Annotated in this window: 29 protein-coding genes, 1 pseudogene and 1 riboswitch; of the genes and pseudogenes, 3 read left to right on the top strand and 27 right to left on the bottom strand. The window is 40.7% G+C overall.

Features of this window, described 5'->3' with window-relative positions; genetic code table 11:
- Positions 1 to 9: 9 nt before the first annotated feature.
- The 13 genes from AC1TO9_RS04440 to AC1TO9_RS04500 all read right to left on the bottom strand — a co-directional run bounded on the left by AC1TO9_RS04440 (position 10) and on the right by AC1TO9_RS04500 (position 13,439).
- On the bottom strand, positions 10 to 1,626 hold the full coding sequence (locus AC1TO9_RS04440) for an extracellular solute-binding protein (RefSeq protein ID WP_482058481.1): 1,617 nt from the start codon (positions 1,624 to 1,626) through the stop codon (positions 10 to 12).
- Between the two features lie 213 nt (positions 1,627 to 1,839).
- Positions 1,840 to 3,519, bottom strand: a complete 1,680-nt coding sequence (locus AC1TO9_RS04445; RefSeq protein ID WP_482058482.1) for a hypothetical protein — start codon at positions 3,517 to 3,519, stop codon at positions 1,840 to 1,842.
- Positions 3,520 to 4,470: a Gfo/Idh/MocA family protein gene (locus AC1TO9_RS04450; RefSeq protein WP_482058483.1), complete on the bottom strand. Its 951-nt coding sequence runs from the start codon at positions 4,468 to 4,470 to the stop codon at positions 3,520 to 3,522. It abuts the gene before it with no gap.
- A gap of 78 nt (positions 4,471 to 4,548) precedes the next feature.
- A complete protein-coding gene (gene sdaAA / locus AC1TO9_RS04455; RefSeq protein WP_482058484.1) occupies positions 4,549 to 5,442 on the bottom strand; it encodes an L-serine ammonia-lyase, iron-sulfur-dependent, subunit alpha in 894 nt (297 codons plus the stop codon).
- Positions 5,439 to 6,128, bottom strand: a complete 690-nt coding sequence (gene sdaAB / locus AC1TO9_RS04460) for an L-serine ammonia-lyase, iron-sulfur-dependent subunit beta (RefSeq protein WP_482053624.1) — start codon at positions 6,126 to 6,128, stop codon at positions 5,439 to 5,441. The genes sdaAA and sdaAB overlap by 4 nt, the downstream gene beginning before the upstream one ends.
- Positions 6,129 to 6,153: 25 nt before the next feature.
- On the bottom strand, positions 6,154 to 7,221 hold the full coding sequence (locus tag AC1TO9_RS04465) for a dihydrodipicolinate synthase family protein (protein ID WP_482058485.1): 1,068 nt from the start codon (positions 7,219 to 7,221) through the stop codon (positions 6,154 to 6,156).
- Positions 7,221 to 8,237, bottom strand: coding sequence for an NAD-dependent epimerase/dehydratase family protein (locus AC1TO9_RS04470; RefSeq protein ID WP_482058486.1), 1,017 nt, complete (start codon positions 8,235 to 8,237; stop codon positions 7,221 to 7,223). Before AC1TO9_RS04470 ends, AC1TO9_RS04465 begins: the two co-directional genes overlap by 1 nt.
- Before the next feature lie 116 nt (positions 8,238 to 8,353).
- Positions 8,354 to 9,670 (bottom strand): hypothetical protein, encoded by a 1,317-nt coding sequence (locus AC1TO9_RS04475; protein ID WP_482058487.1) that lies wholly within the window; start codon positions 9,668 to 9,670, stop codon positions 8,354 to 8,356.
- A 31-nt stretch (positions 9,671 to 9,701) separates the two neighbouring features.
- Positions 9,702 to 9,911 (bottom strand): hypothetical protein, encoded by a 210-nt coding sequence (locus AC1TO9_RS04480; protein ID WP_482053628.1) that lies wholly within the window; start codon positions 9,909 to 9,911, stop codon positions 9,702 to 9,704.
- 169 nt (positions 9,912 to 10,080) lie between these two features.
- A complete protein-coding gene (locus AC1TO9_RS04485) occupies positions 10,081 to 11,559 on the bottom strand; it encodes a DHA2 family efflux MFS transporter permease subunit (protein ID WP_482058488.1) in 1,479 nt (492 codons plus the stop codon).
- Between the two features lie 87 nt (positions 11,560 to 11,646).
- The gene (locus tag AC1TO9_RS04490; RefSeq protein WP_482053630.1) at positions 11,647 to 12,066 is read right to left on the bottom strand and encodes a MarR family winged helix-turn-helix transcriptional regulator; all 420 of its coding nucleotides are present in this window, start codon (positions 12,064 to 12,066) and stop codon (positions 11,647 to 11,649) included.
- Positions 12,067 to 12,170: 104 nt separating this feature from the next.
- Positions 12,171 to 12,860: a DNA alkylation repair protein gene (locus AC1TO9_RS04495; protein ID WP_482058489.1), complete on the bottom strand. Its 690-nt coding sequence runs from the start codon at positions 12,858 to 12,860 to the stop codon at positions 12,171 to 12,173.
- A 36-nt stretch (positions 12,861 to 12,896) separates the two neighbouring features.
- A complete protein-coding gene (locus AC1TO9_RS04500) occupies positions 12,897 to 13,439 on the bottom strand; it encodes a methylated-DNA--[protein]-cysteine S-methyltransferase (protein ID WP_482058490.1) in 543 nt (180 codons plus the stop codon).
- An 83-nt stretch (positions 13,440 to 13,522) separates the two neighbouring features.
- Between AC1TO9_RS04500 and AC1TO9_RS04505 the strand changes: the two genes are divergently transcribed.
- The gene (locus tag AC1TO9_RS04505) at positions 13,523 to 14,308 is read left to right on the top strand and encodes a spermidine synthase (RefSeq protein WP_482058491.1); all 786 of its coding nucleotides are present in this window, start codon (positions 13,523 to 13,525) and stop codon (positions 14,306 to 14,308) included.
- Between the two features lie 99 nt (positions 14,309 to 14,407).
- Here AC1TO9_RS04505 and AC1TO9_RS04510 read toward each other — a convergent pair whose 3' ends face one another.
- Positions 14,408 to 14,956, bottom strand: coding sequence for a superoxide dismutase family protein (locus AC1TO9_RS04510; RefSeq protein WP_482058492.1), 549 nt, complete (start codon positions 14,954 to 14,956; stop codon positions 14,408 to 14,410).
- A gap of 284 nt (positions 14,957 to 15,240) precedes the next feature.
- Between AC1TO9_RS04510 and AC1TO9_RS04515 the strand changes: the two genes are divergently transcribed.
- Positions 15,241 to 15,408 carry a hypothetical protein gene (locus tag AC1TO9_RS04515; protein ID WP_482053635.1) on the top strand — a complete coding sequence of 56 codons (168 nt, stop codon included), beginning with the start codon at positions 15,241 to 15,243 and terminating at the stop codon, positions 15,406 to 15,408.
- A gap of 88 nt (positions 15,409 to 15,496) precedes the next feature.
- On the opposite strand, the gene AC1TO9_RS04520 is transcribed toward AC1TO9_RS04515, so the two are convergent.
- The 6 genes from AC1TO9_RS04520 to AC1TO9_RS04545 form a co-directional block, all read right to left on the bottom strand.
- Positions 15,497 to 15,679 carry a hypothetical protein gene (locus AC1TO9_RS04520; RefSeq protein WP_482058841.1) on the bottom strand — a complete coding sequence of 61 codons (183 nt, stop codon included), beginning with the start codon at positions 15,677 to 15,679 and terminating at the stop codon, positions 15,497 to 15,499.
- 3 nt (positions 15,680 to 15,682) lie between these two features.
- On the bottom strand, positions 15,683 to 16,474 hold the full coding sequence (locus AC1TO9_RS04525) for a DUF4097 family beta strand repeat-containing protein (RefSeq protein ID WP_482058493.1): 792 nt from the start codon (positions 16,472 to 16,474) through the stop codon (positions 15,683 to 15,685).
- Positions 16,475 to 16,486: 12 nt separating this feature from the next.
- A complete protein-coding gene (locus AC1TO9_RS04530) occupies positions 16,487 to 17,158 on the bottom strand; it encodes a TetR/AcrR family transcriptional regulator (RefSeq protein ID WP_482053638.1) in 672 nt (223 codons plus the stop codon).
- A 145-nt stretch (positions 17,159 to 17,303) separates the two neighbouring features.
- Positions 17,304 to 17,825 (bottom strand): nitroreductase family protein, encoded by a 522-nt coding sequence (locus AC1TO9_RS04535; RefSeq protein ID WP_482058494.1) that lies wholly within the window; start codon positions 17,823 to 17,825, stop codon positions 17,304 to 17,306.
- A 5-nt stretch (positions 17,826 to 17,830) separates the two neighbouring features.
- Positions 17,831 to 18,913 carry an AI-2E family transporter gene (locus tag AC1TO9_RS04540; RefSeq protein WP_482053640.1) on the bottom strand — a complete coding sequence of 361 codons (1,083 nt, stop codon included), beginning with the start codon at positions 18,911 to 18,913 and terminating at the stop codon, positions 17,831 to 17,833.
- 23 nt (positions 18,914 to 18,936) lie between these two features.
- On the bottom strand, positions 18,937 to 19,776 hold the full coding sequence (locus AC1TO9_RS04545; RefSeq protein WP_482053641.1) for a DegV family protein: 840 nt from the start codon (positions 19,774 to 19,776) through the stop codon (positions 18,937 to 18,939).
- A 170-nt stretch (positions 19,777 to 19,946) separates the two neighbouring features.
- Here AC1TO9_RS04545 and AC1TO9_RS04550 point away from each other — a divergent pair, with 170 nt between their 5' ends.
- Positions 19,947 to 20,309, top strand: coding sequence for a DUF423 domain-containing protein (locus AC1TO9_RS04550; RefSeq protein WP_482053642.1), 363 nt, complete (start codon positions 19,947 to 19,949; stop codon positions 20,307 to 20,309).
- A 29-nt stretch (positions 20,310 to 20,338) separates the two neighbouring features.
- Here AC1TO9_RS04550 and AC1TO9_RS04555 read toward each other — a convergent pair.
- From AC1TO9_RS04555 to AC1TO9_RS04585, 7 genes and pseudogenes are all read right to left on the bottom strand, one after another.
- Positions 20,339 to 20,428 (bottom strand): annotated as a pseudogene (locus AC1TO9_RS04555) (hypothetical protein); the annotation flags it as partial.
- A gap of 268 nt (positions 20,429 to 20,696) precedes the next feature.
- On the bottom strand, positions 20,697 to 20,951 hold the full coding sequence (locus AC1TO9_RS04560) for a hypothetical protein (RefSeq protein ID WP_482053643.1): 255 nt from the start codon (positions 20,949 to 20,951) through the stop codon (positions 20,697 to 20,699).
- Positions 20,952 to 21,159: 208 nt separating this feature from the next.
- On the bottom strand, positions 21,160 to 21,324 hold the full coding sequence (locus AC1TO9_RS04565) for a CAP domain-containing protein (protein WP_482058495.1): 165 nt from the start codon (positions 21,322 to 21,324) through the stop codon (positions 21,160 to 21,162).
- Positions 21,302 to 21,430, bottom strand: coding sequence for a hypothetical protein (locus AC1TO9_RS04570; RefSeq protein WP_482058496.1), 129 nt, complete (start codon positions 21,428 to 21,430; stop codon positions 21,302 to 21,304). Before AC1TO9_RS04570 ends, AC1TO9_RS04565 begins: the two co-directional genes overlap by 23 nt.
- Before the next feature lies 1 nt (position 21,431).
- Entirely contained in the window at positions 21,432 to 21,680 is a 249-nt protein-coding gene (locus tag AC1TO9_RS04575) for a phosphomethylpyrimidine synthase ThiC (RefSeq protein ID WP_482058497.1), read from the bottom strand.
- Positions 21,681 to 21,780: 100 nt separating this feature from the next.
- A riboswitch (TPP riboswitch) is annotated at positions 21,781 to 21,890 on the bottom strand.
- 82 nt (positions 21,891 to 21,972) lie between these two features.
- The gene (locus tag AC1TO9_RS04580) at positions 21,973 to 24,759 is read right to left on the bottom strand and encodes an O-antigen ligase family protein (protein WP_482058498.1); all 2,787 of its coding nucleotides are present in this window, start codon (positions 24,757 to 24,759) and stop codon (positions 21,973 to 21,975) included.
- 212 nt (positions 24,760 to 24,971) lie between these two features.
- Entirely contained in the window at positions 24,972 to 25,475 is a 504-nt protein-coding gene (locus tag AC1TO9_RS04585; protein WP_482058499.1) for a ferritin, read from the bottom strand.
- Positions 25,476 to 25,503 lie beyond the last annotated feature (28 nt).

Below are 25,503 nucleotides of genomic sequence, written 5' to 3' on the forward strand. Positions count from 1 at the left end.
GACTTTTGTTTACTGTGCTGCATCAAGGCGCTTTTGAGCATCATTGAAGATTATGGCGAGTTCGGATGCACCTAATTTATCAGCGTTAACCTTCCATGCTTCCCACTGAGACTCTCCATAAGACTTATCTAGTACATATTTCGTATTGAATTCTTCAGCGGCTTTTTGAAGTGTCGTTTGCATTTCAGCAATCGTAGACGTTTCCTCATCTGTGAAATTCAGAACTGGATCTAACGGTTCGAATTTATTAGCTGATACCATCTTGTCTTGAGCTTCTTGTTCTTTCTCAGTGTAGTTGAAATAAACACTTCTTCTGTCCGGAGCAAGGTAAGCGGCTTCAAGCCATAAACCATATTTATCTTCTAATACTCCAATATCAACTAATGGAAGATCAGCCAATTCTGGATACACTGGTTTACCCTTCTCATCGAAATTAAATGTTTCTCCCTCTACACCTAATGTCATTAAGGCAGCACCAGATGGGCTTGTGAGGTAATCAAGCAATTTCAATGCTGCTTCTTTATTATCTTTGTTTGCTACTGCGATCCCAAAGTTCGTATCAATCTTCGGCAAAGTTCTAATGTTACCCGTTGGACCTACAGGATTTCCGTAACGTAAGTTATATTCAGGATTTACAGAGCTGATTTGGTTATAGAATAAATCTAAGCGGCCAATCCAGTCGTAAGTAACGAAAGACTTATCCGTTGTCATCTTAACCGTCCATGAATCTGACGTATCTGTAATAAACTCAGGATCGATTAATCCTTCGCTGTACAGTTTCTTCATGAAATCTAACATCTCTTTATTCTCTGGTTGTGTAGAAGCAAATTTCCAATCCTTTGTATTCTCATCATAATAAATGGGGTAGTTCGTTCCACCAATTCCCCATCCATAAGCCAAGTCCTTGAAAACGTTTACAGTATTTTTAGAAGCAAAAGGATACGAATCAGGGTAAACTTCTTTCAACTTCTTAAGTGCTTGATAGAAACTTTCTGTATCTGTCCACTCTTCGATACCATTTTTATCGAAGATATCTTTTCTATACATGAAACCGTGGTTTACATCACGATTCATGTTATAGATAGGCCAAGTGTACATCTTTCCTTCCTCATTACCGTAAGATTTAATAACCCAATCATTTTCTTCTACATACAATCTTTTGAAGTTAGGTAGTTGATCCACATAATCATTAATAGCAACTACTGCATTTTGTTGACCCATTTTCTTAAGTTCAGAAGCTTTCAGACCACTGAAAATATCTGGAAGTTTACCCGAAGCAACCGTTACTCTTAGCTTGTCTTGGAAGTTCGAGGAAGAATGAGTTTGGAAATCAACGGTAATCCCTGTACGCTTTTCAATTTCTTTAGCAATCAATTTGTCATTCACTGGATTCTCACTTGCGATCATCCAGGTTACCGTTGTTGGCTTATCTACTAATGGAAGACTCAAGCCTCCAGTGTCACCGTAATCTGGAGCTACTATGGTTTCTTCTGCTGCTGGTGGCGGAGTCGTGTTGGCTGGCGTGTTATTTGTGCCAGCGTTCTTACTGTTGCCCCCTCCGCAAGCAGCTAATACGGAAATCATTAGTGCTAATACGAGTGTCATACTAAGCATTTTTTTAGACATTTTATTTCCTCCCCTTTTGTTGTTATCAGGTGTGTTCCTGACAATTCATATTGTAAGGATGATTATCATTTTCGTAAATAAAGCGTTTTCATTTAAGATCTAGTATCACATCTGGTAACACTTTAATTTTCTCAAGAACCAATCGTACCAAGGTTTTAACTAGGGTGGAATTTGCTAAAGTGGAGGAAATTCATAAATAGTTCATAGAAAACACTAAAGAATTCTATCCAACTTCCCTTTCCATTCATCAGCCAACTTTCCTGAAACCATCAGAAGATGGGTGAAGTATTGCTCAAAGGAAAATTTCTCTTTAAATTTCAAGGATTTCATATCAGGAACAACCGATTGTAAATAAATATTTAACTCTTCAAGAATCGGTATAACGGACTCCGTTTCATCCAACCTGGCTACATGGACATCAACTACTCTCGCAGGGAAAAGAGGACTGTTGAAATAAGAAATTCGTGCAAGTATCTCTCCTGCTTTTTCCATACATTGTCTGATGTAGGCACGTTCTACTTCAGGGCAATAACACCAATAGTCCTCCATCATTGTTGTCAATGGATCTCCCCAAGCAGACCTTGCGAAGACATAGCTATTATATCCTTGTGCCCATTTCCACGAGTACGTATCGTCAGCTTGCGGATAAGGAACGACCAGATTCACGATGGATTTGATCCCTAAGAATCGATATTGAGTCAGATCATCATATATTCTCTCAGGCATACTAGGAAAAAGATGGCTTAACATATAATGATCACTGTAATATTCGAAAATAGCTAAGTTCTTATTCCTCTTCTTCGTTCCTTCTACCCAGCTTTCTAACGCCTGATATGCCCGCTGCTCTTCTTTACGTTTACACTCGGGGAAGCCTTGACTATAATCTCTGCCCCAATAGGCGAATAGCGTATCCACTTCTGAAGAAGTGTCCATCCCTTCCTGCAACTCAAGCATATCCCAAGAAAGACCTGCATTATAAGCAATATGTTCCACTTTCACTTCAGATCCAGCCTGAGTGAAAGCCTCTTGTAAACGTTCCGTAAATCGTAAATATAGAGCCATGAAAGGGTCTCCCTTTATTTGCTCATCGGAAACTGCCGTATCCTCAGGCCATAACGAAATTCTAGTGAGCATAGGAATACTTTGGCAATACGTTAATATATCTGAGATAACCACTTGTTGCCAACTCTCATCCTCATAGTTAAGCTGCTTATATCCAGTAAATGCGGGTGCAGAACCGTCATGATTCATCCCAATTGCATGCAATCCTTCGGTGAAGAACTTCATGCTGTGACCTCCGAGAGTTAAGTTAATACCTCTTTTTTGTAACTCTGGTTGTAGTACATGCCTCAAATGCTGCCACAATGAAAAAGTTAAAAACAATTCGTTGATCTTATTTTTAGCTAACCAATCCACTACATCTATTAAGTAGCCTTCATCTTTCAGATTCTCATACACAAATCCTCTACGTTCGAATGCAGGCTGATCAATGTTAACTTCCGCGCTCTGAGACGACGATCTTGGAACGAAAACGGAAGATTCTCCAGGATAAATCCATTCCATTTGCCAATGTTTCTTACAATACTCGTAGACTGCATATAAAGTGGATCTTTCGCTTTTCCCTGTCAATATCCATTGCTGCCCATTTCGAATAATAGAATAAGTATCGGGATCATAAGTACTGGAACCTAACGTTGTCCATGGCCACATATTTACAGATTTATCTAAGGATAATTGTTCTTCGCAGTCACTCCATGTACCGATCACCCAATGTTCAGGTTTCCCTTCTATCTCACTATCGTTATTCGTACTCTGAGATGCTGCAATTCCACATAATTCTTCGTAGGCGAAATCGAGTACATCATGATCTCTTAATTTGTGTATGTTATACATTTAGCTGTCACCTCGGCTATTTTCAGTAATCATCAACGGACCTTGTTCATCCAAATTGATAATCCTTCGTTGTCGCTTACTTTCTTCCGCAGCTTCCAAAAAACGAATAATTTCAACTGTCTCAGAACATTCAATTGGAGATTCCCCCGTTTGGAAAAAGATCATAACCTGCTCTAATAAGCTGGCATAGAATGGCTTACCTCCTGCTTGAATATCTACAGTGGATATTTCCTGTTCCCTATAGATACTCGCACCAAAGTTGCCATCTCCATCACGATTGCACCGAACCGTACCCACACGTCCGTCTTTCCAGTGACCGGTAATCAAATCGTATTGTTCATAAGTGTTGACGCTTACATGATTACATCCCGGTCCCATTATTGCATATAACATTTCGACGGAATGAATGCCATACCAGAAATAATAAGATTGTGTAGGCTCCACATTTAACGGACCATATACTTCTACTCCGGTAATGTTTGATTGATCCTTACGATCTAAATCACGTGTCAATTGTTCCGCATATCGTAAGGATGAGCAACTCATGACCGGAATTCGCAATTTCTCAGCGATATTCATAATCTCACGTGCTTCCTTTGAAGTTAATGCAAGTGGCTTGTCAATAAATATCGGCTTACCGTAAGAAACAAGACGTCGAAATTGTTCAAGATGAATTCTACCATCAGCAGATTCTAACATTATAACATCACAACTAGCCGCAACTTCTTCTGGTGTTTCCATTCTCTGAACACTATACTTTTTGTTCAACGTCTCCATAAATCCTTCCACACGTGAAATGCTTAACGGGAAGTCGGGAGACCCTCCAGGGAATGCAGCAACTACTTTCCCCCCAGGGATATGATACATATCGTTCATATCATTCAATAATTGAGTGAAGGCAACGACATGCGATGTATCTGTTCCTACGATACCAATCCTTAATTCCTTCATTCCACCACACACCTTATTCATTTACATTTGGATGCAGTTCAATAGTCATCTGCCATCTCAATACCGATTCAAGAAAACTCATGATGGCTTTACATCTCCCTTCCCATAGAGTTCTTTCATAATTTTACGACCTGTAGGTGTCTGAGCTAAGCCACCTTTCGCAGTTTCCCTGTACTTCGCAGGCATATTCGTGCCTACTTCCAACATGACGCCAATGACCTCGTCGGATGGAATAACGCTTCGAATACCTGCAAGTGCCATATCCGAAGCCGTTAATGCCGTCACAGCTCCGAAGCCATTCCTTACGATACAAGGTATTTCCACCAACCCTGCTACCGGATCGCAAATGAGGCCTAGCGAATTTTTAAGCGCAAGCCCAACTGCATGTACGGCTTGCTCTGGTGTTCCGCCACGAAGTTCAGTTAAGGCTCCAGCGGCCATTCCTATCGCTGATCCTACCTCTGCCTGACATCCACCTTCTGCACCAGACACGAACGAATTGTTGGCAATGACATAACCTATCGCTCCAGCAGTGAATAACCCTTTCACTAAGACATCGTCTTCCCAACCGAATCTTTCCTGTGAACTAACGAATACACCTGGAATAATTCCACAGGATCCTGCAGTTGGTGTAGCGATAATTCGACCCATTGAGGCGTTAACTTCGGATACGGCTAACGCATAGGCTAGAGCTGTACACGCTTCTGTACCTAGGGCAGAAACATTATTGTGCATATAAGTTTGTACACGCTGTGCATCCCCACCAGTAAGACCGCTGCGTGATTTCGTATTCTCTTCTAATCCTTTGCGTACAGCTTCTTTCATGATCTGATAGTAGTCAGCCATTTGAGCTATTACGAACGATTCGCTTTTCCCCGATTCCTGAGCTTGTTCGATAATCATTAGTTGTCCAATCGACAATGACTCTACCCGACAACATTCAATCAGTTGCGCTAGATTGGAGAATCTCATATTTCAGCTCCTTTACTTGTGAGATCGATAACACAAACTTGGTTAACATTTAGTAAGCTCCTTATTTCAGCAATTACTTCAGGCTGTATCGTCTCATCACTCTCAATCACGGTCAACACATCTCCGCTCCTCGATTTGCGATCCACTTCCATAAATCCTATGTTTGTATTTGAAAGCTTGAGAATATCTGTCATCTTTGCAATCATACCGGGCTTATCGTCGTGAAATATTAATAATGTAGGGTATATCGCCGTAAATTTCACATCGAAATGGTTGACGTTTACAATTTCGACACTGCCCCCACCAATGGAGCAGCCTGTTACTCGTGTCACTTGGTTCCCACACTGTAGAACTAACATTGCTGTATTAGGGTGAACCCCTGGTTTGGGCTTTTCCCCCGTGTGGAAGTTCACGACTACTCGAGATTCCTCGGCTAGCGTAATGGCATCTTTGATTCTATAATCATCCGTATCGTAATCTAACAGCCCCGCCACAATGGCCAGATCTGTACCATGACCACGATACGTATCGGCGAATGATCCGTAGAAATGAATGTCCGCTTTCTCAGGCAAGCTCCCTGCAATTTGCCGTGCGGTTCTTCCTAGTCGAACAGCACCTGCTGTATGGGAACTGGAAGGTCCGATCATGCTCGGACCGATAATAGAGAACACATCTTTAAATCTCACGACTGTACCCTCCTATTTAACCTAGTTAAGAAAGCCATTCCTTAAGATGTGCAGCAACAAATTCATCATCATGAAGGTGTGGGTATTGGTCGTAGACACGATCGATCTCTTCTGATTGCCCAGGAGATAACGTTTCGTTAGGATTCAGGCACCAAATGCCTTTCAATAGACCTTGTCTACGAAGCACTTCATGAATTCCGGGAATACAGCCTTCGAAATGGTGTGCAGGGTCAAAGAATGCCGCATTCGAATCTGTCACTTGGATGTTTCGTGTCAACCATTCACGTGAAATGTCATCATTATTGCGAATTCCTTTAATTTCTTCGAGTAACTCTACTGCCTTGTTTGTCCATACCGCCCAGTGACCAAGTAAACCTCCAACGATACTCTTTTCCACAGGTACTCCCTCTATTTTAAAGCGGAATGTCGTGAGCAGATCATTCACGATGTTATCGTCATTGCCGGTATATAGGGCAATTTCATCACGTCTACTGGAGTAACAAACCGCACGTGCGACGTCAATCGACTGATACCGATTGAACGGAGCCATCTTAATAGCTACAACATTCGGGATTTCCGCGAACTTCAGCCAGAAATCATAGGTAAAGATTCTTCCTCCTACAGATGGTTGCAAATAAAAGCCGATGACGGGCATCAATGCTGCAACTTCTTCCGTACGTTTGAGAATTTCTTGTTCACTCCATCCGACGAGTCCTCCCATACTTAGTAGGGCTGCATCATATCCGAGATCAAGCGCGATACGTGTCTCTGCTAATGCTTGCTCCGTCTTGCCGCATATCCCCGCTACTTTAATAAACGGATAATCAAGATTCGCCTTGGCGATTTCTTCCGCCGCCATTCTAAGAACGGGTTCGAAGAGGTTATATTGCTCTTCGCGAATTTCGAATTGTGTTGAATGGACACCAACAGCAATTCCTCCAGCGCCTGAAGCCATGTAATAACGAGTTAAAGCTCGCTGATGACGTGCGTCTAACTTACGGTTCTCGTCCAATGCTAATGGATGTGCAGGAATAACAAGACCGTTATGAAGCGCTTGCATTAACTCAGATGATAAGGTTGATTTCATTGTCATTAGAATTTCCCCTTCCGTTCTTGGAAATGAGTCGGTTTATTCCAAGTCGCTCCACCAAGCTGTACCCACTCAGACATCCAATCCATAATTTGAAGTAAAGGCACTGTTGGATAGCCGAATAACTGATGCGAACGTGATGCATTATTTAATAGTGCCGTTGCTGACTCTGTCCCTTCGAATACCGCTTCTTTGCCAAGACGTTTCGCAAATTCTGTTGCAGCCCAGCGAATAGACATCGTTTCAGGTCCCGTAATGTTTACAATCGTTGGAGGGCTGGTACATTCCGTTAAGCACCGTAGAGCCATTGAGTTAGCATCCCCTTGCCAAATCACGTTAGCATAGCCTGTTGATAGATCAATCGAACGACCTTCATTAATGGCTTTAGCCAGTTCCAAAAGTACGCCATAACGCATATCATTCGCATAATTCAAGCGATACATCGCCATAGGAGTTCCATTCTTATGCGAATGGTATTCGAAGATTCGTTCCCGACCAAGACAGGATTGCGCATACTCACCAATTGGTTCTGGCGCCACAGTCTCATCTGAACCTCCACTACTAACAGGAGAGAACGGATAGATGTTTCCTGAAGAGAATACAACGATACGGGAATCCTTGTACTTCTCGGCAACTCTTCCTGGTAAATAAGTATTCATCGCCCAAGTGAAGTGCTCTTTGCCAGTCGTACCAAACTTATTACCCGCCATATAAATCACATTCTCCGCGTTCGGTAACGCCTTCAATTCATCATCATTCAGAAGATCACAAGATATCGTCTCGACACCTGCTTCCTCCAACTCGTGTCTTGCGTCCTCATTCGAGAAACGTGAGACACCGATAACACGCTTGGATAGACCACCCTCACGGATCGCATTCACTGCCAATCTCGCTAAGCTAGGTCCCATCTTGCCCCCTACTCCTAGTAAGACAATATCACCATCAACCTTCGATAGATCTTTAATCAACGCTTCTGATGGTTCAGCTAATTTTGCCTCTAAATCCGCAACTGTTTTCATGCTTGTGTTCTCCTCCTTGTATGTTTATATCTATAGCATACTGAATATTCCTATATAAAGACACGACTTTAAGTTGTCTGTAAATAATCAGTTATAAGAGGAGTTTTCCGCCTTACTTAGAGTGATTTATCATTCAAAAAAGAAAACCGAAAGATTTGTCTAGGTCTGCCTTTAGGCATCTTCTCCAAACCAGCGATCTCTACTAAACCATTATCTATCCAAAGTAATAGTAACCGATGCGCACTTCTCACTGTCACTTCTAGAAGAGCGGCTAAATCATGAACTTTATATTCATTTTTACCGAAACGAGCCATTTGGCTTAGAAGCTTGCTAAGGTAAGCACTCGTCATTCCTGCATCCTCTGCTCTCTTAACGAGCTCTGAATCCATAGGCGATAGAACGGTCTGAACAGGGTCAGCCATCTCTAACGGTCCAATTAGTGTTTGGTCTTCCCTAACGATAAAACAAGTATTACCGCCAGCTTCCTTAGACTTACGCAGCGCTACTCTGGCATTCATACCTGCGACATTCGCCGATATTCCGAATCCCATTCCCATACTTAACGATATTCCGAATGATTTATTCACATCCTTGGCAAGAGGAATCGTCTTATATCCCCCTGTTTCCCGCTCGAAGATCCCACGGGTTGTAAAAAAGAGATACTCATCTCCACCCAATGACGTCAAATAACCATCTAACGATTCCACATATCCTAGCACCGTCCGATGGATGTCAAGCTTCAACTTCTGTACCTCATGCTCACTATTTCGTTTCATGACCAGTTTACCGAAGTCATCCACATTAATCATGCCGACAACAATCTGTGATTCCTTCCCTCGTCGTGATTCCGAAGATAGAAGCGCCCGTTCCAGAGATACAATAATATCTTGTTCGGAAGGTACTAACCATTCATTCGAGACTTGTAGATTCGTCAATTGTTGTGCTACTTGTTCTACCCCAGTTAAGGCTATAGAGCAATTTCCTGATTCAGCTTGTTTTTGATGAAAAGCGACAAGATTATCAGGTGAAGAATATGCCGGACCATCATAAACAACCACTTTTATCCCATCTAGCTCGAGATCATGTAATGTTCGCATAACGATTGTCTCAGTAAGGGTATCCACGGATATACCTCCATCTAGTTTACCCGATTGAACAGAATGAAATAGCGCCTTAAATAAACCCGCTCCTGTTAGTGGAACATAATGTACAGGAACCGACAAGGGCACTATCTCTTTCACCTTCCGATGTGATAGAGGACCCGATAGGAGGAGGAGTTCTACGTCCTCGCTAAGTTGCTCAGCAATAAGTACAGTTTCTTCCTCGTCATTTACGATTGACATAACCGGAACGAATGTCGGAAAGGATTGAATGACACTAGCTATTTTTTCGACAACCGTTCGAGTTCCAATAATTCCAATTTTGATCTGCATGACCATATCATCCCTTTGCAAGCAAGTAAGTTTAATTCGACTTTTTCGGGTCTACTCGAACGGGTCTTTCCACCCAATTTTTGCGGTCCATTCGTCGTACACTATTTAATGGTTCTTTAGAAAATCCATCACTATCTTCAAGTGACACCGGTTGTACCGGTTTCGCCAACACTTTACTTCTGTCTACTCTCGATGCCCCACCATTATGTTTCCCTTTGTTCCACACACTGCCTTTACTCATTTGAACACTCCATTTCTAAGGTTGTAAGTACGTTCATCCGCTTCCTATTGTATACCCGTCTCTACGACTTGCACAAACATAATATTGTCCTGCCCCCCACATATCTAGTAATAGCAAAGCTACTCGAGCTAGTGGGGATACAAAACGCATTGGATATCAAAACTATTCCTTACAGAGATTCTACTAATTTCTCATTTTTCCTTCTCTTATCAAGCGCAACCGCCAATACGATCATACTAAGAAGTCCAATAACTGCAAAGATAGTTGCTGTCACGAACGAAGTATTAATACCATAAAGTAATCCATTGGCTGAAATTACATTCAACTGTTCCGATGTAGGATTAACTTGATCGGTTATCGCTATTTCTTTCGTTATAAACAGATTTGTTTGAGTTGTCATAATTGTTGTCATAACGGCAGTTCCTATTGCACCAGCAATCGATTGGAGTGTATTCTGCATAGCCGTACCATGGCCTTGTAATTCAGGTCGTAATGAATTTAATCCAGCGGTCATCAGTGGCATCGTTAGAAAAGTTACCCCAAAGGAACGCACCATATAGATGACGCACATCAATACAATCCCAGTCGTATACGTTAGATTAGTATATAATGCGGTTGATATAACAAGTAAACTCACACCCATAATTCCAATCCACTTCATTCCATGACGATCATATAACTTCCCTGCAATGGGTGACATGATGGCCATAACAATACTACCTGGCAGGAGAAATAACCCAGATTCTAATGCCGTCATCCCACGACTACTTTGCAGATAGATTGGTAATAGAATCATGGTCGAGTAAATAACACCATTTACGAAGAAACTTATTATAATTGATAATGTGTACTCTAAAGACTTGAATATTTTCAAATCAATCATAGGTGTTTCCCCCGTGAGTTGACGAAATACAAATAATGTAAGTGAGATCATGCCTACCAATAAAGCACTCATGACAGGTATGCTTCCCCATCCCAGTTTACCTGCTACACCAAAACCATATAATATTCCACCGAACCCAAATGTCGATGTAATGACACTTACAATATCAAGTTTCGCCGGTCTCGGTTCAGAGACATTTTTCAGAATAAAGAAAGAAGATATTAAAGCAATGAGTGAAAATGGTAACACGGCAAAAAATACATATCGCCACGACAATTGAGTAATCAATAATCCAGACAAAGTAGGACCTACTGCCGGCGCGAACATAATGGCTACACCGACAATTCCCATTGCAGCCCCGCGCTTATCCTTTGGAAATAGTCGGAAAACGACATTAATCAACAAAGGCATCACGATACCTGCCCCGATCGCTTGTACTACACGTCCTATTAAAAGGATAACGAAGGTTGGTGCTGCTCCACAAAGTACCGTTCCCAATGAAAAAGTAATCATCGAAGTAAAAAATAACTGACGCGTCGAAAAACGATCCATTAGAAACGCTGTAACGGGAATGAAAACACCACTTACGAGCATATATAACGTAATTAACCACTGTGATGTCGAAGTCTCTACACCAAATTCCTTCGATAACGTTGGCAATGCCACATTAAGTACCGTTTGATTTAAAACTGCTGCAATGGCACCTATTAAAAGTACGGTTAAGATAGGGCCTGTTCTAAACTTATTCACTTGCTGAATTGACATAATGGTCTCCTTATTCTGCTTTGCGTTATTTTTTGCTAAATAAATGATAAATTAGATTAGCATGCTAATCTATAGGTCGTTCAGAAATCATTCATTCAAGTTATCAATCATTTGTTGTAGTAGACGTCTTAACAATAATTTCTCCTCTGGGTATACGCCATTCAACAATTTTTCTTGATGTCTGTGCCATATTTCCTGTAGAGGTTGTTCAAGCTCCCTACCTTGCTGGGTTAAGTATACACGGCTAATACGAGCATCATTTGTATCTTGCATTCTAGTAACTAGACCGTATTCTTCTAACTTTTTCAACATATTACTTAATGTCGGCGGCTCACACCCCATCCTCTCACTCAACTGGGACTGAGCAAGACCATCTTCCTGCCATAATTGATATAAGGCATGTTCCTGTCCAACGTGGATATGTAGATTTCCGAGTGAATCGGAATAACTTTTTCTCGACTTAGCACCTAACTTACTTAATAATATGCGAATTTCTTCGTCTACCATCTTTTTACTCCTTCCACAAACAATTACTTAGCTTGCTAATGATATCTCCATACTAATAGAAACTACTCCGCCTGTCTAGCTATGGGAGGAGTTATACCATATCATTATTTACGTTTCATACTACGAATCATCTGTTTAGTTTCTTGATCTACTCGAAGTGACTCTGTAATCTTTTGCAGAGCTTTATTGTATGTGAAGTTATCTAGTGTATTATTTCTCAAGTATGCCATCGTAGGTTCAGGCAGCTTCACATAACACATGGAAATCGCCCATGCCACAGCCATTTTCACATAATAACCTTCATGCTTTGGATTATCCAACCGTTTCAACACACGGATAATATAATCTTCTTCGATATAATAATCAAGAAGCATCACTACACCAAAGCGTATCTCGTACTCTTCAGTAGATGATAGATAAGATTGTAGAAACTCCCACACTTTGTCCTTGTTCGTTTTCGTGAACTTAAGTCCTGCACAGAAACTATCACATACTGACCAATTATCAATTTTAGGGACAAAAGCTGCGACATAAGACAGTTTTTCTTCTATATCTATATCTATTTCTACATAGCCGATCACCATACCTTGAAGCATGATTTCCTCGAAATATTCATTTTCGGCATGTTCCAGATAAGCACGCCAATCTCCTTTAGCTATGTTTTGAGCTAGCTTTCGAAGCTCCGGAATACGCACACCCATCACATTACTGATATGTGGAATAAGTGCTGATGAGAATTTCCGATATTTCTCTTCAGCTAGTTCTAATAATTGTTCCCTAATCGTTGTTTCCATTGGATAACTCCTTGTCCCCATTAAGTTAAGTATATGCTAGTTCGCTCTCCCTTCGAGCGTAACGCAACTACGTTCAAGCTGTAGTAGTTTGGTTTTCATATCCAATCCGCCACGATATCCGGTTAGTGAGCCATCTTTTCCAACGACTCGATGACAAGGAATAGTAACAAGTACTGGATTCGCTCCGATTGCGGTACCTACTGCACGTACAGCGGATGGCTTTTGAATCATATTCGCAATATCTAAGTAGGATTGGGTCTGTCCATAAGGAATTTCACAAAGTGCATTCCATACAGCTAATTGAAATGGCGTGCCACGGAAATCAAAGGGGACTGTAAAGCGTTGAAGTTTGCCCTCGAAATACTCGATGAGTTCAGCTGCATATACTCGTAACTCCTCATCATTGCGAATCAAGTCGCTACCTGGAAATTTCTTATTCGCCCAAGAAGCTAGTTCTTCAAAAGGTTTATCTTGCGATCCGACATAACATAACCCCATCGTTGTTGCTGCAATATATATATTCCAATTCTTATGAGTTAATAGAGTCCAATACATGATTGGATTAGATTTGTCCTTCATGATCCTTCACCTCCTCTGTCTTCATTATAACCACATTCATGAACGTATGTACGTATTTTATATTATAATAGCAAGATAACGAAATGAAAAACAGAGGAAACTGGAACAGAAAGGAGATCGACCAATTGCAGACGCTATACCAAAGTTATACTGACAACCATGAATTAATAGTTTATGATACTACCGAATTATATGGTGAAAAAGGAAGTTTTCGAGTCCTACAATTCTCAAATGAAGCCATTCAAGGTGCGATGGATTTAAATCATCCAGAACGTATCATGTTCGAATACCCTAGGGCCATCATACATCTTATGGAGTTCAATGATCCATCATTCAAAGATGTATTTCTCATTGGTCACGGCATTGGGACGATTGCGAGCTATTTCTCTGGGAAGAACTTTAAGGTAGCAGAACTAGATGAGAAAGTAGTAGAGCTAAGTAAGACATACTTTGGATACAGTAAGGATAATGTGATCGTAGGGGATGGACGCTATATTCTGGAGTGTGAAGAAAGGGACGTCTATGATTATATCATCTTGGATGCTTTTACGGATAAAGGTACTCCTAGTCAATTCGTTTCTAAGGAGTTTTTTCAAATAACAGGAGACAAACTTCACTCCCATGGGTCTATCATCCTAAATCTAATGGGCAGGGCGGACAATGACAACCATATGAACGCTATCCATTCGACGCTTAGAGAGGTGTTTAATTATTCACGAGCTTTCAACTTACCAGCAGATGATGTGACAGACATACAGAATATTATTATCGTTGGCAGCCACGAACCTATTCAATTTCAAGCACGGAATATGGCAGGTTTCCATGAGATCCATCTTGAAGAAGGACATATTATTTGGGATAAAGTTTAGATTAATAGCCCATTTTGAAAGTAGACCTACAGACATTCTCCCATCTGCAGGTCTACTTTTTACTATCTTATTGGGGAACTTCTAATCAATTGGACAGCATTATTCTTGAATGACAGCACAAGCTATCCGATTCCCAGAATTACCTGATGGATCCGTTACATAATCGTCCGCCTTCTCATGAATAATAAGCGATGTTCCACCAGGCCTCAACAATGAGTTAGATACTCCCTTTGTTAGCGTGACGGATGTGCTCTCCAAATCAGCTGATACGGTTCCGTCTTCTTTCACTTGAATATTTTTTAAATCACCCGCATGATAACCCTTTGGATTGTTAAATCCATGTTGCTTAAGTTCAGGGTTCAAATGTGCCCCTGCTGATTTAAAGTCAGGCGCTTCGCATTTTCCTATTTCATGAAAATGAACGCCATGTTCGCCTGGTGCAAGATTCTTCGCTTCGATATGTAGCTGTACGCCGTCAGCCTTTTGTGTTATTACAACAGTTCCTATCCCCTCTCCCTTCGTATTCATGATGTTCGCTTTTACCTGTGTCTCTTTCTCGTTGGCGAATGCTGCCGGGATCACGATGGTGGCGACCACTAATAGAATACTAAGCACACTAAGATGGACAAATACCATATTTCTTTTCATTCGTTTATCGACCTCCTGTAGTTGGTAAGGCTCCACTATTTAGGGTAACCTATTTCCACCAAAAGAAAACATGAATCACTACAAGAGATATGTAGCAACTTAAGTCGACAAACAACAACAGTAATATAGAGGCTGTGTATAATGCCATTGTTGCGGCAAATGCCATCGCAGAGTCGTATAAAGAATAACAATACACTTTCAAACGAATGAATTTCTATTGAATAATAACAACATCTTTTCGGCAAACTGAACAATGTTGTTTTCTTTCCAAAGGAGGTGTCCATATGAGCGATTCAAATAGTAATAAACCAAGTAAATCAGAAGTTCAAACAACGAAATTAAACAAATTACCTCTTCTAGGTAAATTTGAACCGGAATTTTCTGCTGAAGAAGCTGCAGATGTGTTTGAGGAACAATGCTCCTCTCATAACAAATCGCAGAATGAAGAATAATAATACATGGTGAAAGATCGGACCCACGTAGAGTTATACCCTGATGTATATCTAAGGGTATAACTCTTTTATATTTGATCTTAAGCTACTATTTGAAGCTGGCGTTAATAAACGCGCTCACGATAGCGCAAATTCCAAATAGGATGAACCACCAAGCCCATTTGTTTCTGGTATGTTTTTTCTTACTAACTAGCAAACCATAAATTCCTGTCAGTAATACTAGAATAGACACGCTTGTTCCTACGATCCAACCTGCGATATTCATTTGCACTCCTCATCTCTCTTCATTTTTACGTAGATAAAATTGTCCACCTCTTACTTCAACGCTATAAGCACTCCTTCCATTCTTATAGGTGTAGATATGACCCTTGGAAGTAAGCGGAAAATCACTTTTAAAACTACCTGACACCTTTTTAAACTTCAAAGTAAATCCTTCATTATCAGGAATGGTTACCGAAACATTAGTACCAGTTGATATGGACTGTATTACGCGTGGAACCACTACCGAGCGTATAGCTGTTCGTTTTCCAGTTGTTTTAGCGTATACTTCTGAAAATTCACCAGATAGTTCTACCTTCGATGCGGTGGAGTGCAGATTTAATCTCCTTATTTTTATATCTTCGCTCGTAATTTGTGAACCTATTACATTCAGTTCACATTCATCGTAATTTCCGGATGATATTGTCGCATGACTGGAAGTGAGCATTAACTTCGATGAAGTCGTGTCCACATCCTGGATAAATAAACGACAGCCCACACTATTAATGCTGAGCGAGTGTATTTTTTTCTTCGGAAGGTAAATTTCGAGGGCGGTATTATTAAAATTAAAACCGATCAGAGTATTCTTCTTTCTACCATCGATTATGCTTAGAAATCCGGAATTGAACTCAATGTGAGCAAGCTTCTTGTCAGGAAAGTTAGTATTCGTGTATTGAATGATATGGACATCGTCCGTCTCACCTTGTAGAATCCGTACTTCCCCATTTAACCAATCTAGAGATATGGAAGAAACAACTTCTTCAATATTCTGTCTACTACGAAATATCATTTCACTATTCGTAAACACTAATATTCACCCCTATTCGATTTCCATCTTATTAATTTTAAATCCTCCAATATCAGAATGACGGTCTGTAATTTTCTGAATCAGTTGATCACTTACAATATCAGCACCTAATAATCCCATCATTTTTTGAAGAAACTTTAAACGAGTGATCGTTTCGTCAAAATTTCGCTCGAACAGAATTGGGTTGATCCATATATTCACAAGAAGCATAAACACTTCCGCACATTCTATTGGATAGTCTGTCGAAATGGACCCATCTTGTTTTCCATCCATCAAAATTCGAGCAATAATTGAAGCATCATTCATCACTCCGTTTTTAATGCCTGTTACGACAAATTGAGGATTTTTAATTTGTGTACTTAAGACGCTGTCGATCGAATGCACATCGATATCTGCCACAATACTTTCCAGAATAATGATCAGCTTCTCTTTAGCGTTTGGTGCTTGCGTATTTTGAATCAGATCATGAAGTATTTCTGCTGCATATGTAAACTGCTTCTCCATCACCGCATCCAGAATATCTTCCTTAGATTTGAAGTGATGATAAATCGCACCCTTGGACATCCCAAGTTCATTAATGATGTCTTGGATACTCGTCTTCTCAAATCCCCTTTCTTTGAACAATATTGCTGATACTGATAATATGTGCTCCAATGTCCGCTCTGGATATTTATTTCTAGCCATAAAATCCCCCTCCATTTAGATACCGACCGTTGGTATCTATGTTAATGTGAAAATACTTCCATGTCAATACTTAAATCTCTGATGCATATTACAACAATGGACCTTCAGAGTTTCCTGAAGGTCCATTGTTGATGCTATATTCATCCTAATACTTTTCCAAATGTAATACTAAATCAAGTGGATACATTTCTTTCGGAGCAGGTTCTATATCTGGATAGCCTAAGCCAATAATAGCTACAACACGATGTTGTTCCGGGATTCCTAAGATTTGACGAACATAATCTTCCCGCTTAGTAGATTCTTCATGATCCTCCGAATGATAAATAGCACCCCAAGCAGCTCCCAAGTCCGATGATACCGAAGCTAACCAAAGATAACCTCCTGCAATCGAAGCATCTTGCAACCAGTATTTGCTTACGTCTGGATTCCCAATGATGACAACAGCTGCAGTAGCCTGTTCAAGCCATTTTACATAAGGTGTCGCTGTACTCAATTGTGTAAGTGTATCTTTGTTGGTCAATAGAACAAATTCTCTAGAAGGTAGGTTATTACCAGTTGGAGACAAATAAAGAGCTTTTGTAAGCTTTTCCAGTAATTCCTCTGGTAAAGGAGTATCTTTAAAGCGTGTAATCTCTCTCCGTTTGTTAATGGCTGTAAGAACGTCCATGATCACTACACCTCTTCCCAAGCTTTCTTGAAAAACCTCAAGTACACTTTAGAAACTACAATTTTGATAACGACATACATTGGAATAATAACGATGACACCTACCATTCCGAATAAATCAGCACCTGCTAATATGAGTATGATTGTCGTCAATGGATGAATATCAAGCTGTTTGCCAAAAATATAAGGTGCAATAATATTGTCCTGAACTTGTTGCGCTACCAAAATGATAATAAGCGACCATATGGCTATAGCAGGCGATTGCACTAGTCCGATAATGACGATAGGTACAGAAGAGAGTATCGCTCCTACAAAAGGAATGAAGTTCAAGATCACCGCGATGACAGTCAGTAAAAGCGCATAAGGTAGACCAATAATGAGAAATCCGATGTACATTAGAACACCTAGAGCTACATTGACAGTGACTCTTCCTACGATAAATCCACTTAGCGCATGGTCAATCTCACCCATGACTTCGTGACCATCTTCCCGAAACCGTATAGGTAAGAAACTAACCATTTTCTTTCCGAATTTCTCACCTTCTTTCAGCATATAGAACAGAAAGATCGGAAACGTGAAGAGGATAATAGCGAAATTAGAGAAGAACGAGAACAAACCTGTAATGTAATTGGTTAAGAATGTGAATCCTTTATTAAGATAGTCTGTTACTTGTGACATAAGGTCGGCATTCTCTGGAATAATGGCAGCTAGAAAACCATTCTGTTCAAGCTTTCCTAGTTGATGACCTAGAGAATTAAATAGGCTTGGTGCGTTAACAACTAAGTTCGTCAATTGAGTAACCAATGATGGCCATACACCGATTATAAATCCTACAATGCAAATGGCAATAACAACATATATGATCAGGATGGCTAGCGGACGAACAATTTTCTTGCGTTCCATTAGATCTACCAATGGACGAAGCAAATAATAAAAAAAGCCTGCCATTAAAAAAGGTACAATAATCATCATACTAAATAATGATAGTATCGGTTGGAAGACAAAATCAACAAGTGAAACCAAATAAATAATAAGCAGCACTAAGATTATTCCGATACATAATTTAATGAATTTATTCAATTTCGTCAAATGGTCTCCTCCAAATTAATCTACTAAAATGCTAACCCTATCCCGCCTTCTCCTGCATATGTACCCATTATTGGACCCATATTCGAGAATAATACTTCTTTAAAAGGATATTTCTCAAGAATCCGTTCTTTAATTTCAAGTGCTCGACTCTCACAATTACTGTGCACGATGGCTATAACGGCATTCTCATAATCATGTTGCTTCTCATCTAATCGCGATAACAGACTCGTAATTGCTTTTTGAATACCACGTGTTTTTTCCACTACTTCCACTGTACCCTCTTCGCTGATTTTGAGTAAAAGCTTGATATTAAGCATGGATGCGACCGCACCGGACAATCGATTTAGTCGTCCCCCTTTGATGACGTTCTCCAAGGTCTCCAAAGTAAAATAAGCCTTGACCTCCTGTATTTGATGAACCACTTTCTCTTTTAGATCGTGTAAACTTGTAGCAGATTCAGACCATTTTGCTGCCAAGCCAACAACTAGCGATAACCCACCCGAGAAGGTTTTAGAGTCTAACACCTCAATGCTATTACTATGCCCTTCTTCAACATACATTTCTTTAGCAATCATCGCAGCCTGGTAAGTACTACTGATATTAGAGGACATGCAAATGACCAAAATATCCGTTCCCTCTTTCACTTCTTTGAACTTTTCAAGAAAATCTTGTGGACTGGGACTAGCCGTAGTCGGCAATTCCCGAGATTCTTTCATTTTAGTGTAAAATGTTTCTGCATCCATATCCCCAGGCATACACTCATTCTGGAAATGTACTGATAAATTGACGATGGAAATATTAAACCGCTTAATATACTCTACCGGTAAGTCAGAACCGCTATCTGTAATAATCTTGATCGGCATAACAATAATTACGCTCCTTATAACCTCAATTATGATTTCCTAACATTTAACTGCAATACACTGTCATACCTTATTATATCTTTCGCATTAGAGAGAATCAATTTATCATTTATCATTAAAGAGTGATATGCTAACAATTAGCAGAATCAATTGGAAAAGAGGTCGTTTGTATGAATGTATTACTATTACTCGGCAGTATACTAATGTTTTTGGCTGTAGCCTTAGGGGCCTTTGGGGCACATGCATTAAAGAAGAAGTTATCTCCAGATCAAATGAAGGTCTACGAGACAGGGATACAATACCATATAGCTCACGCACTGGGGTTATTGGTACTTGGTCTACTTGCGGATAGTTCTGCTAACTCTTCTCTTATTGTCCTGGCAGGATGGTTCCTCTTCGCTGGAGTTATCCTATTCTCGGGTAGTCTGTACGCCTTAAGTCTCAGCGGAATAAAAAAGTTAGGGGCGATTACACCACTTGGTGGTGTAGCCTTCTTGATTGGCTGGGTCATGGTTATCATCACTGTAATCTAAGAACAAGATAAGCTTTTTCTAATGAACTCTCTACATCCGAAATAGAGATGCGCTTCTCCCAGTATCTTTCCTTCTTGCATTAGTATTCTACGTGTCTGCGGGAAACCACGGAATGGGGCCGAACTCATATGAAAGTTTGAGTAATGACTGAATTGGCTCTTCAATGTTTAAAAGCGGAAGATTACCTAGCGGACCATATGTTTTCGGTTGGGGGATTTGGGATTCCATATTATCCATATTATCATTCTCCGATTCCTATCCACCCTCACTTCTTCATTCACCAATGATATTTTCTATACGGTCAAGAAATAAACCAATGATAGCCTGTAGGCTATCATTGGTTCATGAAGTAATGGATGAAATTCAACCGGAACAATCTATCTCTAATTAAACAAGCTTATTCCACCAAGGTATCATTTCATATACACATAACCCATCGTGTTCTCCAATAACCTTCATATCACTTGCTTCTTCTGCCGTATAGCTTTGCACTTTTTCAGTTGTTTCAACGTGATATGTCTTTCCTGATAAGTTTGATACAACAATATAACAATCTTCATGGCTTTGAGCATCTACCGCAAGTAAATCGGTAGGGATTCCTGTTACGACAACCACTGCATTTTGAGCTCGTTCTTCTGTCAAGATGATATTCCCCTTCTGTGCCTATTTATAATAGATCATGATTTAATATCATAGCGGTGTAAAGAAATTCTGTGTGTAATATATATGATAATCACTGGAACTAATACCAAGTGCAACACCTACACCCAACGTTTCAAAAGAGGACTAAAGTAAATTGCTTCGATGTCCCGAAGAATTTAGCCAACCAGAGTACGCATATATCACTTTATTATAGCCTGCTGAAATAGTTACGCAACGCCATGTCTTGGCTATGATCTCTGGCTGCATTCGCCGCAGTGTTATTCCATTCTAGAACATTCAGCCCGTTTCGTATACGTACAACATTCGTCAGATCAAATATTTGAATAGTTTCATTTATAAATGACGCTTCCACCCTCTTTTAATTCGTTCGCTTTATTCAATAGGCCATTTCTTATGGTAGCCTGTTCCTCTTGTTCCTTCTGTCTAGTTGAATCTCGAATATCATGAGAAATTCGCATGCTACAGAACTTCGGTCCACAGATGGAACTGATCACGCCAGCGGAATTCGAACCGAGCTTTAGATAGTGCATTATCACGGTCCTGTGCTCCCTTATGCCCTTTAGCTAAATCAGCAGCTTCTTTAATCCACGATAATCGATTGGGATGCAATCCAACACGAATATCTGGACGAGACCCCATTACATACACTTTTTTACTTCCTGGAAAAGCTGATAGATTAACAGATTCTTTCTTCATTTCGCTTGTCATTTCATTTCCTCCTATAAGTAAGGTGATTTGATCAAGCGGAGCAAATTCTATTCAACAAGCAGAAAAAAGACCGCCTCAGAGAAAGAGGCAGTCTTAAATAGACAAATAGAACTCCATTTCCTCCGCTGGCATTACCCAGATCAGGTTTGACGGTCGATAGTTGATCACTATCCTCTCAGCCTGGCACACCAAGCTCCCGTTACGATGTAATTGTTAGTTAATGTATAACGAAGTAACAAGATAAAGCAATACTAAATTCCCAAATGACCATCTAGATACATTCAACAACCTTTTAAAGTTTAAGCTGTAAATCCGCGATTTCATCAATCTGTGCGGCTTCCGCAGGATCAGCCGCAATCAGACGGTCATAAACGACCTGATCTGGGACACTGTTATTCTTCTTTAGTGCAGCCAAATACCAACGAGCAATTTCACGGTTTGTTGCATTGGTATAATCTTCGCTCAAACCAATCTGTAGCGTAGCTATAGCCGCTTCCAATTGTTCAGACATAAATTGTATTTTGCCTGTATTCAGTGCTACAGCCGGAGCAACCGTAAGCGACCTTCCTTGCAGTTCTTCAGAAGATAGAGTCTTCAAATATTCCAAATCCGCCAGTACGTGGCTGTAGGCCTCAAGCCCAATGTTGAAATTAGCTTGCTTGTTAACACTGTCTTTCTGTGTGTGAGCCACCTGCCCCAGATCATAAGAGCGACTGATGAGAGCGCTGTACCAGTCCATCTCCCAGAGATTCTCCCTGTTTATGATATCTGCGTAATTCTCATTGAAGCCACGCTTCAATGTAGTAGCGGCCACTACAGGTTCTCCTAACATCAGCTGTATTTTACCCGTATTCAGAGCGATGGTCGGAGTGATGGAGAACGGACGTCCCTGCATCTGCTCCGGAGGGAGTGTCTTCAAATACTCCACACCGACCACAACCTGTTCGTATGTCTCGAGCCCTGTATTGAAATACTCCTGTTTCAGAACATCATCCTTGAGGGTATGTGCCTGGTCTCCCATCGCAAATGAGTGTCTAATCAGTGCATCATACCAATCAATATCCCAGACGAACTTGTTGGCATTGTCACGATAGACCGCCTGAGCAAGGTCACTTTGCCCTTTAAGATCATAGTAAGCTGCTAACTGCGTCAGCAACTGCTTGTTGTAAGGCTCGTCCTTAAGGGCGCGCATCAGCACATGAAAGGACTCTTCAAGGAACTGCTCGTTTTGAGTCTGCCTAAACACCTCCTGATCAAGCGAGGACAGATATATCGCGGACTCCGGATGGCTCGGGCGCTTATCCAAAGCTTTAACCATTGGTGCCTTCAACTCTTCGTAGGATTGACTAACATTAATTAGGTTATTTGCTTTCACAGCGGCATTATTCGACGTGATATAACCGATCAAGATGAACAACAGAGATACAGTGCCGATTCCTAACACTGCGAAATATCCAAGGCGTAGCCCCGTCTTATTCCAGTTCCAACGCAGTGGCTTACTGTCCATAACCACTGCCATCCCTGCCAATCCGATAAAGACCAGTATTCCCATGAAAGCATAGCTCATATTGAAGTCCAGTAGGCTATGAATCAGAATAGACAAGGCTATAATCAGATAAAAGAAACCATTACCGAAATCATCCTTATCTCTTTTTACATATCCACGAATATATTTATAAAAAATATAAATGATAAAACTCATAAATATGATAAATCCTAGAATCCCTACCTCAATCAAGTATTGTAAGAAGAAATTATGTACCTGCCGGCTAGTATATGGGTTATTCTGATATTGCTCATACAGTGAGGCCCACCCTCCTCCTCCAACACCAAGGATCGGATAATCCTTAACTACTTTTAATGCATCCTTATAAAAAGTAATCCGCTCCAACACGCTATGCTGTTGGAAGTTAATGTTCTCCAGACGTGTTCCCATGTTCGCAGGCAATATGTTTCTCATGCTTGTTCCGATAAACAGGAAAGCTATCACGCCGACCAGAGCTACCGAGCCAAGTGGAATCCATAGTCCAGTTAGCTTGCCTGATGCAAGCTGACCCAGCTTCTTGTGTAGCCATGGTGTCGCAAAACGCTGGATGACCCAGCTTAGTCCGGCTACAATCAAAGAGCCTCCAAGTAAATACCCCCAGCCCTTCAATGCGGCGGATGATGTGTAAGTGGTGTTCAGTTCAATGCCCAAATTGGTCACAGGTGCTGAAATGAGTAACGAAACGACTCCAGCAATTCCGAGCTGTACGATCCATAGTATCTGCTGCACAGGCTTCAGGAATAAGAGCAATAAAATGAATACAACTGGTAGCATGACTAGACCGCCGCGCGATAGTGTCAGCAAGATTGATACAATGATCGGGACTAACATGAACCCGTGCATCAACTGGCCAATCCATTTCTGAGAACGAACTAGCGCGAACAGGGCTACGAATAGAAAAGCCATCAGGAAGGCTGCATATGTATTCGCATATTGGAAGATCGAAGTTAGCCGCAGTCCGTTGGAGTCGATCATCACCGCTTCTATATATTTACCTTCACGCACAGTCTCAGAGAACCACCCTACGAGCGAACCTGCAAAATTCCAACTTCCAAGCCAATTCAGCAATCCGAAGGATACAATGAAATAGGCAATAGCAAGAATAGCATTCTGCATGACCATATTTAGTTGTTTTTGCTTCAGCAGATATAACGCTACAATGAATATTGTCGCATACATGCTCTGGATGAACATCATATTCATCGCCATATAATGCGATGCGGCGACAAACACCGACAGGATATAAGTGATTGGAAGCAACACTGCCGTCACAGTCACCAGATCCCGTTGTTCAGTCAATTTAAACTTGTTGAAATCTAGTCCGATCCAAACTAACAACATCAGACCACTAAGCAGAGTTGCAATATACAATGGCTTCTCGAAATCTAGCGATTGGCCATTAAACAATCCCGCCTGAAATGGAGTCCAGCCTAAAAATAAAATAATTACAAAAACCAACGCCCATACCGGGCCGGATATCTTTTCAGCATTTTTCGACGGTACCGTATTTTTACCGTATAGCGGTTTCGACATATTCGACTCTCCTTTTCTTGTAGCTACTAGAATATTCTAGCATAAATATATTGGTATAGTCTTGTTCTAAATTACTATAATGTTAAAAAAATGGATAAACCAGTCAATATATTTAAAGATTCCGACAAAAATAGCCTCCTATCCTCAATTACATTAGGGATAGGAGACTTTCTTTTTTCACACGGACTGTTTCGATAGTCTCAACTCATCTGTTATTCCGCAGGAGGCGTGAATGAACGCGTTGCGAACTCAGCGTCTAGCATGTAGAATGCGTTACTGTCTCTTTCGATACGTTTAAGCTTCTGAATAATGTTATCAAATAGAGCCTCTTCTTCAACCTGTTCGTCAATGAACCACTTCAGAAAGTAAATCGTTGCATGTTCACGTTCATCCGTAGCTAAATCAGCCAAGTCATAGAACCGACCCGTGTTCTGTTTCTCGTGTGCATAGCCATGTTCAAAAACATCAAGCATGGAGTCATACTCATTCTTCGGTTCTGGTAATGCTTCCAATGTCGCACGTTGTCCGCGATCATTGAGAAATTTATATATTTTCATTCCATGAAACCGTTCTTCTTCGGCCTGAACCGTATAGAAATTTGCAAAACCATCCAGACTTTTACCCGAACAATATGCAGCCATAGCGAGATAGACATGAGCCGAATAAAATTCAAAATTCATCTGTTTATTTAGAGCTTCCACTAATCCGTCTTTCATTGTACAAGTCACCTCAGCTTCTTATTAG

Source organism: Paenibacillus sp. Y916, assembly GCF_056786435.1.